Genomic DNA, 11,765 nt, shown 5'->3' on the forward strand with positions numbered 1-11,765 from the left:
TCCCTGCGGGCGAGCCTTATCAGATATGACGTAAGGTGCTAAACAGATCTGCCCATTCGCTGTGCTGGCGATAGAACACCGGCGGTTTGCCGAGCGGGGCATCAACGGTGACGTCACCGCCCTGGCAGGTTTCCCCGGTCCACGCATTGACCCAGCTGTCCTGCGGCAGATAGAGCGTCCAGTCGCGACGGCCCTCTTCATAAACCGGCGCCACCAGCAGGTCACGGCCAAACAGATACTGGTATTTCAGCGTGAAGGCGCGCGCGTCGTCCTCGTAGTGCAGGAACAGCGGGCGCATCACCGGCAGGCCGCTTTTCGCGTTCTGCGCAACCGCAGCTTTGATGTACGGCTTCAGGGTGGTGAACACGGTGGTCATGCGCGCGAAGTGGGCGATGGTTTCCGCGTCGCCGTCGAACTGCCAGTTGTCGCCAGGGCGGTTGCCCTCGTGGGTACGCATCATCGGCGTAAAGGCGCTGAAGTCGCACCAGCGCAGCAGCAGCTCTTTGCTGCGCTTCATCTCGAAGAGGGTCGTATAGCCGCCAATGTCGCTGTGGTGCAGCCCGTGCCCGGTCATCGCCAGCGACAGCGCCGCCGGTACGACGGACGCCAGACCATCGTCCAGGCTCCAGTCGACGTTCTGATCCCCGGCCCACATCATCACCGAGTGCTTCTGGCTGCCGGTGTAGCCCGCGCGCATGAAGAACAGGATCTCCCCGAGCTTGCCGGTCTCCTCCAGCGCTTCGTAGTTACATTTCGCCCACAGGGCAGGCCAGGCGTTATGCATGATCTCCGCGCTCACGCCGTTGTGCAGGAAGGTATCGGTCGGCAGATACTCCCCGAAATCGGCCATCCAGCCGCCGCAGCCCAGTTCAATCAGGTTCTTTTTAATCACCTCTTTGTACCAGCTGTAGGCTTCCGAGTTGGTCAGGTCGATAACGCCCGCGTAGAACTCGCCGAACTCAACGTGGTAATCCTTGCCGTCGGCATCTTTGGTCAGATAGCCGCGCTTCGACGCCTCTTCGCAGAGATCTTTATCGCTGGCGACGTACGGGTTGATATAGGAGAGGAACTGCACGCCTTCCTGTTTCCACTGCGCAATCCGCTCATCAAGCTGCGGATAGAGCGCGCTGTTCCACTTCCAGTTCCACATTACGCGTTTGCCAAAGGAGGTCATGCGGATGCCGGACCAGTCCTGAGCCCAGATACCGTTCACCTTCACGCCGCCCTGGCGCATAACGTCGAGCTTTTGCTGACACACGTCGGTGCCGCCCTGAATACCCAGCGTCACGCCGTCGTACACCCAGTCCGGCAGTTCAGGCTGACGCCCCAGCAGGCCGGTCAGTTTTTCCAGCAGATCGACGTAGGTTTCCGCACATTCGAAGCGCAATGTGGCATTATCTTCCCAGAACGCCAGCTCGTGGAAGTCCGGCGCGCTGAAGTCGAAGTTCATGTAGCAGCTGTTGTCCACGTGGCAGTAGTACTTCTGGGTGCTCACGAAGGTGGGCTGCGGGAAGAAGGTCCAGTAGTAGTCGCCGCCCGCGTTCTCTTTGCAGTCGGCCTGCCAGGTTACGTAGGTTTGCTTATTGCGGCCCACGCCCTGCTCGCTGGTCCACAGCGGGAACGGCTTGCCGCGCAGATCGAAATACGAGAACTGCTCGCCACAGCCGTAGATATGATCTTCTGGCTGGGCCGCCAGCCGCAGCCAGATGCGGTTATGGCTGGTGGCGTCATTTTTCAGCTTCAGCTCCAGACGGCCTTCGCCATCCACGCCCACCAGCAGCGTCGCGCTCACCGCATCGCCGCGGGTAAAGCGGATCGCCCAGCCCGCGCTTTGGTGCGTGACGGTCGCGTCCGTCAGGGCAATCTTTTCGTTGAGCTTGTCTTTGATGCTGAAGTTGCCGCGAAACATCTCGATATCCGCCTCGCCTGCGCCGATCCACAGGCAAGGGGCATCCGCGGTGTGGGATAAAATCAGACGGTCCTGCCAGCGCAGGGTGAAACCACTTTCGTTATTTTTCAGGTCAATATTATGTAGGGTACGCATAAAAACTCCGTCTTTATTATTTGGCCAGGCTATCCAGTAATCCGGCGGCTACGGCTGGGGCTAAGCCCGGCGCAAGCGGCAGGCGGGGGATCGCCAGACAGTGCAGCAGATGGTAAATATCCTGCTTGCCGTCCCAGACTTTGGTGGTCACTTCGTTATTGGTGTCCAGCTCCTGCCACCAGGAACCATTTTCGTAATCCATCAGGTACTTGATGCAGTAATCCCACCATTTCTGATACCAGGCTTCGTACTGCGCCTCACCGGTGACGGTGTAGAGGGCATAAGCCGTGCCCATCGCCTCGACGATCGGCCAGCGCACGCGTTCGCGCACGATAGGCTTACCGTCCCAGCCCACGGAGTAGACAAACCCGTCGGCCCCGTCGGGTGCCCAGGCGTCGCGGATAGTGGCGTGAAACAGGCCTTTCGCATCTTCCAGCAGCCACTCCGGCGGGTTTTCAAAGCGGGCTTCCAGCGCGGCGCGCAGGTGCAGCATCAGGCGGCCCCACTCAATCCAGTGCCCCGGTGTGCCGCCATAGGCGCGGAAGCGGTGGGCGGGGTTATCGATGTTGTAATCGCGGATCGGGTTCCAGTTCGTATCGAAATGCTCATTAACGCGATACTCTCCTTTGCGCGCCACGTCGTGAATAATCACCGAGGCGATACGCAGGGCGCGGTCGAGCCATTTCCGGTCGTGGGTCACGTCATAGACAATCAGAAAGGCTTCCACGGCGTGCATGTTGGCGTTACCGCCGCGGTAATCTTCCGTTTTGCTGAAGGCTTCGTCCCAGGACTCCAGGCACATCTGCTCCTGTTCGCTCCAGAAGTAGCGCTCAATCACCTCGATGGCGTCGTCCAGCAGCTTGCGCGCCTCGGGGTGGCCGGTGGTGACGGCGCTCGCCGCGCCCAGCAGGACGAAGAAATGCTGATAGCCCTGCTTGGACGCATCAATCACGCCTTCATCGTTTACGCAGGCGTACCAGCCGCCGTGCTGTTTGTCGCGCAGCGGACCGTTCAGGGCATTAATGCCGTGCTCAACCAGGGCGTACGCGCCGGGGCGCCCCATGTTCGCCGCCACCGCATACACGTGCAGCATGCGGGCGGTGATCCACAGATGGGTGCCCATATCGCTGCGCACCTGCCCGTTATTGCCCAGCCAGCCAAAGCCGGTTGGTACGGCGGCGTTTTTACCGAAATCGAGAATGCGGTCGGTCTCTTGTTCGAGCCAGCGGTTATGGCTCAGGGTGTTAAACCATTTCATGTTCGGGTCCTTTCTTAACGGCGAGCCATCATTTCGTCGACGATCTCACCCAGACGCTGCAGTTTTGGTACGGAAATATCGCGGAGCATCAGCTCCGTATCCGGCAGGCCAATCACCGATGACCAGACGGCGCGACCGGCTAAAAAGCCCGATGCCCCTGCCTGCATCGCTACGCTCACGGCGCGCGGGAATAACTTATCGTCCACGCCGGAGGAGAGGATCACCCACGGCATAGCGATGTGCTCGTTCAGCTTCTGCGAGGCCGCCAGCAGCGCCGGCTGCGTGCCTTTGCCAAACAGCGGCATCTCCACTTTGTAGAGGTCGGCACCGCTGTCACCCAGCTCTTTGGCCGCGTCGATAATCGCCTGTTCACGGTCAAACGCGGCACCGCGACGCGGCGGACGCACAACCGGCTCGATAATGCTCAACAGCCCGTTGTCGTGGCACAGCGTGTTGAACGCCTTCACCATCTCAAGACGCTGCTGCGGATCTTCATCACTGCGCCACAGTACCAGCAGCTTCAGCGCCTTGCCGCCATCGCGTTTCACCGCCTGCGCGTCAATATTCTTGTCGATCACCACGCTGTCGACCGGAATGCCGTTACCCGGGATAAACTCGTCGGCCGCCACAATCATCGCGCAGCTTTTGGCGACGGCCTGCTGCGCCACAATCTGGCGATAGCAGAACTGCTGGTCGACGAGAATGGCAGAGGCGTACGGCGACAGAATCTTCGCCGCGTTAACCTTAAAATCCGTGAGGTGCTGGTCGGTTACCGGCACCGGCGCGCCTGCCGCAGCAAACATCAGGCGCATCGCTTCGCGCTGGTCCACGGCCAGCATCGCAAAACCGCCGGAAGGTCGGGTGATATCTTTCAGGGTGTACATCGTCATTCCTCAGTCCTTTCGTATCAGTGTGATTTTTTCAGCCCGGCAGATGCGCGAACCTGTTCAAGAATGGCCGTCCAGTCTTCGCGCCCGCGCCCGGCGGCGCGTGCCTGGTTGTAAACTTCGCGGGAGGCCGCGCCCAGCGGCATCGGAACGTGGAGTTGGTTGGCCACGTCCAGGGCGATCCCCAGATCTTTATGCGCAAGGTCGATCATGAAGGCGGGTGAAAGATCCCCTTTCAGCACCTTGTTCGGCCATGAGGTGGTGAAGTGGCCTTTACCCGCAGGCGTGCCGCTCATCACCCTTAGCGCCACGTCAAAGGAGAGACCGAGCGCTTCGCACAGCACGGCCGCCTCTGCCGACAGGGCGTTGAGGGCGATGCTCATATAGTTATTGATAAGCTTCACGCGAATGCCCATACCCGGCCCGCCGGCGTTAATCAGCTCATTGCCCATTGCCATTAATACGGGCGTGGCACGCTCAACCTGCTGCGCCGTGCCGCCAGCCAACAGGAGCAGCGTCCCGGCGACGGCATGGTCAGAGGTGCGTCCGACGGGCACGTCCATCAGGCTGAAGCCGCGTTCAGCCATGTCGCGGATCAGCGCGTCGGTTTGCAGCGGGTGAATGGTGGACATATCAATGACCAGCGCGTCGCGGGATAACCCTTCGCATACGCCGTGCTTGCCGAACAGCACGCTGCGCACCAGGTCGCCGTTTGGCAGCATGGTAATCACGAATTCAGCAGCCGTTGCGGCCTGCTCGGGTGTTGCCGCCGCTCGTGCGCCGTTCTCCACCAGCGCCTGAACCGCCTGCGGGTTCACGTCAAAAACGTTAAGCTGGTGGCCTTGCTTCAACAGATTCGTCGCCATTGGCGCGCCCATCTGTCCTAATCCGATAAATGCGATTGCTGACATGCCTCTCTCCTGTCACATCGTGTCAATTTCTGCGCGTTTGTGTTGTCTGTTTTTGATCGTATTTGTAATTTATAGTCAAAAAATTGACACGGGTCACTTTTTAAACATTTGATGAAATTAAAATGAAAGCATCAGAAATTGCAGAAGGAATCACCATGACTCGCATCGTTTGTGTCGGCATAACCGTGCTGGATCGCATCTGGTATCTCGATGATTTACCTAAAGAAGGTGGGAAATATGTCGCAAAAGACTATACGGAAGTGGGCGGCGGTCCGGCGGCAACGGCGGCCGTGGCGGCGGCAAAGCTGGGCGCGGAAGTGGATTTTATTGGTCGGGTGGGGGACGACGATACCGGCAGACGGCTGCTGGCGGAGCTGGAGTCCCTGGGGGTGAATACCCGCTACACGCGCGTGGTTAAAGATGCGCGTTCGTCACAGTCTGCGGTGCTGGTTGACGGCAGCGGGGAGCGCGTGATTGCGAACTATCCCAGCCCCGATCTCCCTGCCGCGGCAGACTGGCTGCGTGAAATCGACTTCTCGCAATGGGATATCGTGTTAGCGGACGTGCGCTGGCATGACGGCGCAAAGCAGGCGTTTACCCTTGCCCGTCAGCAGGGTGTGCCGACCCTTCTTGATGCGGATGTCACCCCGCAGGACATTGCGGATCTGGTTGCCTTAAGCGATCACGCGGCCTTCTCCGCACCGGGACTTCGGCGCTTAACGCAGCGGGAGGAAAGCGAAGACGCGCTGAAAAAAGCACAAACGCTCACAAATGGACATGTTTACGTCACGCAGGGGCGAGACGGCTGCTTCTGGCTGGAAAATGACATGATGTGCCATCAGCCCGGCTTTGAGGTGAACGTTATTGATACCACCGGGGCGGGCGACGTGTTCCACGGCGCGCTGGCGGTCAGCCTGGGGCAGAAATTGCCCGCCGCAGATGCCGTGCGTTTTGCCAGCGCCGTCGCAGCCCTGAAATGCACAAGGCCCGGCGGGCGTGCGGGTATACCCGACTGTGATCAAACCCGCTCTTTTTTGTCACTTTTTGTATAAAATGCGGGGCGTGATGGTTTTCAGAGGACAGCCCATGAGCCTTACCGAACTGACCGGCAACCCGCGTCACGATCAGCTGCTGACGTTGATTGCCGATCGCGGCTATATGAACATTGATGAACTGGCACAGCTGCTGGATGTCTCCACGCAAACGGTGCGCCGGGATATCCGCAAGCTCAGCGAGCAGGGGCTAATCACGCGTCATCACGGCGGCGCGGGCAGGGCATCCAGCGTGGTGAACACGGCATTCGAGCAGCGCGAAGTCTCGCTTACCGAAGAGAAGCGGGCAATTGCTGAGGCGATTGCGGACTATATTCCCGATGGCTCAACTATCTTTATCACCATCGGGACGACCGTGGAGCATGTTGCCCGGGCGTTGCTTAACCATAATCATCTGCGCATCATCACCAACAGCCTGCGGGTGGCGCATATTCTGTATAAGAATCCGCGCTTTGAAGTCATGGTGCCGGGCGGCACGCTGCGTCCACATAACGGCGGCATTATCGGCCCGGCGGCCACGGCGTTCGTATCGGGATTCCGTGCGGATTACCTGGTCACCAGCGTCGGGGCGATCGAACACGACGGTGCGATGATGGAATTTGACGTCAATGAAGCCAGCGTGGTGAAAACCATGATGGCCCACTCTCGCCACATTCTGTTAGCGGCCGATCATACGAAATATCAGGCGTCTGCGGCGGTGGAAATTGGCAATGTTGCGCAGGCGACGGCGCTCTTCACCGACGAACTGCCCGGTTCGGCGCTGCAAAATCATCTCAAATCCAGCAAAGTTGAAATTGTTGAAGTGATTTCAACCGATGAACAGCAGGCAGGTTAACGCCTCTTCTGGCCCGGTATTCACGTCCGGGCCATTCCTTTCTTTAAGCTGAATCTGGCGCATAGCCAAACCTTCTCTTTCCCGCTACAGTTATTTTTCCACGGCGAGCAGGAGATAAACATGCTTTATATCTTTGATTTAGGAAACGTAATCGTCGATATCGATTTTAATCGCGTGCTGGGTGCATGGAGCGACTTTAGCCGCGTTCCGCTGGCGACATTGAAACAGAATTTCACTATGGGGGAGACCTTCCATCAGCATGAACGCGGCGAGATCGGCGATGAGGAGTTTGCTGAACGTTTCTGTCAGGAGATGGATCTACCGCTAAGCTATGAGCAGTTTTCACACGGCTGGCAGGCAGTATTTGTCGCCATCAGGCCTGAAGCGATCGACATTATGCACAAACTGCGCGAGCAGGGGCATCGGGTCGTTGTGTTGTCAAATACCAACCGTCTGCACACCACGTTCTGGCCTGAGGAATACCCTGAAGTTAAGGCGGCGGCCGATAAGATCTACCTTTCGCAGGAGATGGGGATGCGTAAGCCTGAAGCGCGAATTTATCAGGCTGTTCTGCAGTCAGAGGGATTCACCGCGGCCGATGCGGTCTTTTTCGACGACAACGCCGATAATATAGAGGGAGCTAACCAGTTGGGTATCACGTCAATTCTGGTGACCGGAAAAGAGACGATACCAAACTACTTTGCGAAGCAGCTATGTTAAAAACCGTTCATCAAAAAGCCACGCATCATACTCGTCCGCTGAGGGCCTGGCTGAAGCTGCTCTGGCACCGCATTGATGAGGACAACATGACCACGCTGGCGGGTAACCTCGCCTACGTGTCGTTGCTCTCATTAGTGCCGCTGGTGGCCGTTATCTTTGCCCTGTTTTCCGCTTTTCCAATGTTTGCGGACGTTAGCCTGCAGCTTCGCCATTTTGTCTTCGCGAATTTTATCCCTGCAACCGGGGATGTCATCCAGAACTACATTGAGCAGTTTGTCGCCAACTCCAGCAAGATGACGGCTGTGGGGGCATGCGGTCTTATCGTCACTGCGCTGTTGTTGATGTACGCCATTGATAACGCGCTGAACACCATCTGGCGGAGTAAAAAGGCACGACCAAAGGTCTATTCCTTTGCCGTGTACTGGATGATTCTTACGCTGGGGCCGTTGCTGGCCGGGGCGAGCCTGGCAATCAGTTCTTACCTTCTTTCCCTGCGCTGGGCGAGTGATTTAAACGGCGTTATTGATAATGGGCTTCGCATTTTTCCATTGATCCTGTCGTGGCTCTCGTTCTGGCTGCTCTATAGCGTCGTACCAACCACGCGCGTGCCTAACCGCGATGCGGTCGTGGGGGCGCTGGTGGCGGCGTTGCTCTTTGAGCTGGGCAAAAAAGGGTTTGCCCTCTACATCACCATGTTCCCGTCCTATCAGCTGATTTACGGCGTGCTGGCGGTGATCCCCATTTTGTTTGTCTGGGTCTACTGGACCTGGTGTATCGTCTTGCTTGGGGCTGAAATAACTGTCACTCTCGGTGTATACCGCGAACTTAAAAAAGCAGCAGCAGCTGAAAAACAACAAGAAGCAGACCAACCATGATTGCATTGATACAGCGCGTAACCCGTGCCAGCGTCACCGTGGAGGGAGAGGTGACGGGTGAAATTGGCCCAGGACTTTTGGTGTTGTTAGGTGTCGAAAAGGATGACGACGAACAAAAAGCCAACCGCTTGTGTGAGCGCGTGCTGGGCTACCGTATTTTCAGCGATGCGGAAGGTAAAATGAACCTGAACGTCCAGCAGGCGGGCGGCAGCGTGCTGGTGGTTTCCCAGTTTACGCTGGCAGCGGATACCGAGCGCGGCATGCGCCCGAGTTTCTCTAAAGGCGCCGCGCCGGATCGTGCAGAAGCACTTTACGAGTACTTTGTTGAGCGTTGTCGCCAGCAGGAAATGAATACGCAAACCGGACGATTCGCTGCAGATATGCAGGTTTCGCTGGTGAACGATGGCCCCGTCACATTCTGGCTCCAGGTATGAGCCAACTGGCGGCGTGGCCGCGGGTAACAAGAGAGAGTACAGCTATGTATCACCTTCGAGTACCGCAAACGGAAGAAGAGTTAGATGCTTATTACCAGTTCCGCTGGGAAATGCTACGCAAGCCACTGCATCAGCCGAAAGGATCTGAACGCGACGCCTGGGACGCAATGGCGCACCACCAGATGGTGGTTGATGAAGAGGGTAATCTCGTCGCCGTGGGGCGTCTGTATATCAACGCCGACAACGAAGCGTCTATTCGCTTTATGGCCGTTCATCCCTCCGTGCAGGACAAAGGGCTCGGCACCCTGATGGCCATGACGCTGGAATCCGTCGCCCGTCAGGAAGGGGTGAAGCGCGTCACCTGTAGCGCCCGTGAAGACGCCGTCGAGTTCTTTGCTAAGCTCGGCTTTGTGAATCAGGGGGAAATTACCGCCCCGCAAACCACGCCGATTCGTCACTTTTTGATGATCAAACCCATCGCCACGCTGGATGACATACTGCATCGCGCCGACTGGTGCGGGCAACTCCAGCAGGCCTGGTATCAGCATATTCCGCTCAGCGAAAAAATGGGCGTTCGCATTCAGCAGTACACAGGGCAGAAATTCATTACCACCATGCCGGAAACCGGCAATCAGAACCCGCACCATACTCTGTTTGCCGGCAGCCTGTTTTCACTCGCCACGCTCACCGGCTGGGGACTGATCTGGCTGATGCTGCGCGAGCGTCATCTCGGCGGCACCATCATTCTGGCCGATGCCCATATCCGCTACAGTGCGCCGATCAGCGGCAAGCCGAGCGCCGTGGCCGATCTGGGTTCGCTGGGCGGCGATCTTGACCGTCTGGCACGCGGTCGCAAAGCTCGCGTACAAATGCAGGTAGAGCTGTTTGGCGATAAAACGCCGGGCGCGGTGTTTGAAGGTACCTATATCGTTCTTCCGGCGAAGCCCTTTGGCGCGTATGAAGAGGGCGGTAACGAGGAGGAATAATCCCTCCGTTGTTATCGCTGGGCGGAGTGAATCCGCCAGGCGATGTCCCGTATAACGTCTCGTGCTGACTGGCTAACCCCGCCAAGCTGAAAGAAGCCATGGATGACGCCCAGCCAGCGCTGAGCGGTACACTTCACACCCTGCTCAGTCAGATGCTGATACAACATTTCTCCCTCATCGCATAGCGGATCGTACTCTGCGGTAATAATGTGCACTGGCGGAAGACCGTTAAAATCATCCCGCCACAGTGGGCTGGCTTCCGGATGCTGGCGGTCAGTCTCTGCGAGATACATTTCATACCCGCTGAGCAGGGTATCGCGGGTGATAATATAATCCGTGCCATTAAGGGCATAGCTTTCAAAACTGGCCGTGGCATCGAGCATGGGATAGATAAGAATAAGCTGTACAGGTTGCCACAGCTTTTTAACCTTAAGTCGCAGCGCCGTTACCAGCGCCAGATGCCCTCCTGCGCTGTCCCCACAGAGGGTGAGCCGGTTCTTATCCACGCCTAATTCGTCTGCATACTGCCAGACCAGATTCGCACGTCTTTCTGCATCGTCATGTGCGGCGGGGAAGGTATGCTCTGGTGCCAACCTGTACTGAATCGCGATCACCCGGCAATTGCCGTAGCAGGCTAACTGACGGAGTTGGTTGTCATGGGTTTCAAAGCCGCCGCTGATAAAACATCCGCCGTGATAGTAGATGGCAGCAGGCAATATTTCAGGGGCATTAAGAGGTGCAAATATCCGAATGGTAAGGCCCTCAAGCACTAGCGTCTCCACCTGAACGCGCGTTTCTGTCTTCCCGGCAAGCCCCGTGCTGGCAATGTACCCTGCTCGTCGTACCTCAATGGGCTGTCGACGTGACGAAGGCCGGCCTGCAGCGATAAATCCCTGAACCAGCTGCGCAATACCCTGTTCCAGTGCCATGAAAATTCCCTTTAACTGTATGGATATACAGTTTTATAACCTGGTTTAATTCAAAAGAAAATAAGAAAATTGTCGAGGACTAAAAATCTGGAAAGCGCTTCGCAAATAGCAGGAAAACTATAGCTACGGGCTTTAACCCTTCTGAATGAAAGCGTATGTTGCCTTAAAAATAGACAATGGTGATATACTAAGGTGATATATGAGTCTTTTCGCGGATCTTGATATGGGCAGAATTCTGATCGATTTGTCTGATGACGTAATTCAACGACTGGATAATCTGAAGCAGCTGCGTAACCAACCTCGTGCCGAATTACTGCGTGAAGCAATTGAGCAATATCTCGACCAGCAGAGTTCTTCTGTTATCCGAAATGCGCTTGGTCTGTGGGGAGACAGAAAAGAGGACGGGCTTGAGTATGAACGTAAGCTGCGTGAGGAGTGGTAGGTATGGAACACATGGCGGTGTTTGATACCAACATTCTGATCGACCTTTTCAATAATCGCGTCGAGGCAGCAAATACAATCGAAAGCGCAGCATCGCACCGAGCGATCAGTCTAATCACATGGATGGAAGTCATGGTCGGGGCACGTAAGCATGGTCATGAAGCGAAAACAGCGGCGGTAATGGGCGCTTTTGAGATTATTGATGTAACCCGAGAGATAGCGGAAAGAAGCGTAGTGCTCCGCGAGAAGCATGGCATGAAACTTCCGGATGCCATTATTTTAGCGACTGCCCAAAGCAGAAATTGCCCGTTAATCACCCGGAACACCAAAGACTTTCAGGGCATCGCCGGGGTGGTTTTACCTTATCAACTGTAGGCCGGGCAAGCTCGCGCC

The 11,765-nt window shown here is 56.8% G+C and carries 13 protein-coding genes; 8 read left to right on the forward strand and 5 right to left on the reverse strand.

Going from position 1 to position 11,765, the window contains the following annotated elements; all coding sequences use genetic code 11:
- Positions 1-19: 19 nt before the first annotated feature.
- The 4 genes from N037_RS07060 to yihU are packed head-to-tail and all read right to left on the reverse strand — an operon-like array spanning position 20 to position 5,100.
- On the reverse strand, positions 20-2,044 hold the full coding sequence (locus tag N037_RS07060) for an alpha-glucosidase (RefSeq protein ID WP_032639922.1): 2,025 nt from the start codon (positions 2,042-2,044) through the stop codon (positions 20-22).
- Positions 2,045-2,060: 16 nt separating this feature from the next.
- Positions 2,061-3,302 (reverse strand): sulfoquinovose isomerase, encoded by a 1,242-nt coding sequence (yihS, locus tag N037_RS07065; RefSeq protein WP_023333890.1) that lies wholly within the window; start codon positions 3,300-3,302, stop codon positions 2,061-2,063.
- A 14-nt stretch (positions 3,303-3,316) separates the two neighbouring features.
- Positions 3,317-4,192, reverse strand: coding sequence for a sulfofructosephosphate aldolase (gene yihT / locus N037_RS07070; protein ID WP_023333889.1), 876 nt, complete (start codon positions 4,190-4,192; stop codon positions 3,317-3,319).
- Positions 4,193-4,209: 17 nt separating this feature from the next.
- Positions 4,210-5,100: a sulfolactaldehyde 3-reductase gene (gene yihU / locus N037_RS07075; protein WP_032639924.1), complete on the reverse strand. Its 891-nt coding sequence runs from the start codon at positions 5,098-5,100 to the stop codon at positions 4,210-4,212.
- A 155-nt stretch (positions 5,101-5,255) separates the two neighbouring features.
- On the opposite strand from yihU, the gene N037_RS07080 reads away from it, so the two are divergent.
- The 6 genes from N037_RS07080 (at position 5,256) to fabY (ending at position 10,002) form a co-directional block, all read left to right on the forward strand.
- A complete protein-coding gene (locus N037_RS07080) occupies positions 5,256-6,152 on the forward strand; it encodes a sugar kinase (protein ID WP_032639986.1) in 897 nt (298 codons plus the stop codon).
- Positions 6,153-6,186: 34 nt separating this feature from the next.
- Positions 6,187-6,987, forward strand: coding sequence for a DeoR/GlpR family DNA-binding transcription regulator (locus tag N037_RS07085; protein WP_032639926.1), 801 nt, complete (start codon positions 6,187-6,189; stop codon positions 6,985-6,987).
- A 120-nt stretch (positions 6,988-7,107) separates the two neighbouring features.
- Positions 7,108-7,707 carry a glucose-1-phosphatase gene (gene yihX / locus N037_RS07090; protein ID WP_032639930.1) on the forward strand — a complete coding sequence of 200 codons (600 nt, stop codon included), beginning with the start codon at positions 7,108-7,110 and terminating at the stop codon, positions 7,705-7,707.
- Positions 7,701-8,582, forward strand: a complete 882-nt coding sequence (locus N037_RS07095; RefSeq protein ID WP_023333883.1) for a virulence factor BrkB family protein — start codon at positions 7,701-7,703, stop codon at positions 8,580-8,582. Before yihX ends, N037_RS07095 begins: the two co-directional genes overlap by 7 nt.
- Complete coding sequence (dtd, locus tag N037_RS07100; RefSeq protein ID WP_008501836.1) at positions 8,579-9,016, forward strand: D-aminoacyl-tRNA deacylase; 438 nt, start codon at positions 8,579-8,581, stop codon at positions 9,014-9,016. Before N037_RS07095 ends, dtd begins: the two co-directional genes overlap by 4 nt.
- Before the next feature lie 44 nt (positions 9,017-9,060).
- Entirely contained in the window at positions 9,061-10,002 is a 942-nt protein-coding gene (fabY, locus tag N037_RS07105; protein ID WP_023333882.1) for a fatty acid biosynthesis protein FabY, read from the forward strand.
- Between the two features lie 11 nt (positions 10,003-10,013).
- On the opposite strand, the gene N037_RS07110 is transcribed toward fabY, so the two are convergent.
- A complete protein-coding gene (locus N037_RS07110) occupies positions 10,014-10,931 on the reverse strand; it encodes an alpha/beta hydrolase (protein ID WP_032639932.1) in 918 nt (305 codons plus the stop codon).
- A gap of 199 nt (positions 10,932-11,130) precedes the next feature.
- Between N037_RS07110 and N037_RS07115 the strand changes: the two genes are divergently transcribed.
- Together N037_RS07115 and N037_RS07120 are read left to right on the forward strand one after the other, a co-directional pair.
- Positions 11,131-11,373, forward strand: coding sequence for a ribbon-helix-helix protein, CopG family (locus N037_RS07115; RefSeq protein ID WP_032639934.1), 243 nt, complete (start codon positions 11,131-11,133; stop codon positions 11,371-11,373).
- A gap of 2 nt (positions 11,374-11,375) precedes the next feature.
- Positions 11,376-11,747: a type II toxin-antitoxin system VapC family toxin gene (locus N037_RS07120; RefSeq protein WP_032639936.1), complete on the forward strand. Its 372-nt coding sequence runs from the start codon at positions 11,376-11,378 to the stop codon at positions 11,745-11,747.
- The last annotated feature ends 18 nt before the right edge of the window (positions 11,748-11,765 follow it).

The organism is Enterobacter sp. EGD-HP1, assembly GCF_000733275.2.
Classification (GTDB): Bacteria; Pseudomonadota; Gammaproteobacteria; order Enterobacterales; family Enterobacteriaceae; genus Enterobacter.

Coding starts and splice junctions, on each gene's coding strand:
- N037_RS07060 (WP_032639922.1), bottom strand. CDS start 2,044: ATGCGTACCCTACATAATATTGACCTGAAAAATAACGAAAGTGGTTTC.
- yihS (WP_023333890.1), bottom strand. CDS start 3,302: ATGAAATGGTTTAACACCCTGAGCCATAACCGCTGGCTCGAACAAGAG.
- yihT (WP_023333889.1), bottom strand. CDS start 4,192: ATGACGATGTACACCCTGAAAGATATCACCCGACCTTCCGGCGGTTTT.
- yihU (WP_032639924.1), bottom strand. CDS start 5,100: ATGTCAGCAATCGCATTTATCGGATTAGGACAGATGGGCGCGCCAATG.
- N037_RS07080 (WP_032639986.1), top strand. CDS start 5,256: ATGACTCGCATCGTTTGTGTCGGCATAACCGTGCTGGATCGCATCTGG.
- N037_RS07085 (WP_032639926.1), top strand. CDS start 6,187: ATGAGCCTTACCGAACTGACCGGCAACCCGCGTCACGATCAGCTGCTG.
- yihX (WP_032639930.1), top strand. CDS start 7,108: ATGCTTTATATCTTTGATTTAGGAAACGTAATCGTCGATATCGATTTT.
- N037_RS07095 (WP_023333883.1), top strand. CDS start 7,701: ATGTTAAAAACCGTTCATCAAAAAGCCACGCATCATACTCGTCCGCTG.
- dtd (WP_008501836.1), top strand. CDS start 8,579: ATGATTGCATTGATACAGCGCGTAACCCGTGCCAGCGTCACCGTGGAG.
- fabY (WP_023333882.1), top strand. CDS start 9,061: ATGTATCACCTTCGAGTACCGCAAACGGAAGAAGAGTTAGATGCTTAT.
- N037_RS07110 (WP_032639932.1), bottom strand. CDS start 10,931: ATGGCACTGGAACAGGGTATTGCGCAGCTGGTTCAGGGATTTATCGCT.
- N037_RS07115 (WP_032639934.1), top strand. CDS start 11,131: ATGAGTCTTTTCGCGGATCTTGATATGGGCAGAATTCTGATCGATTTG.
- N037_RS07120 (WP_032639936.1), top strand. CDS start 11,376: ATGGAACACATGGCGGTGTTTGATACCAACATTCTGATCGACCTTTTC.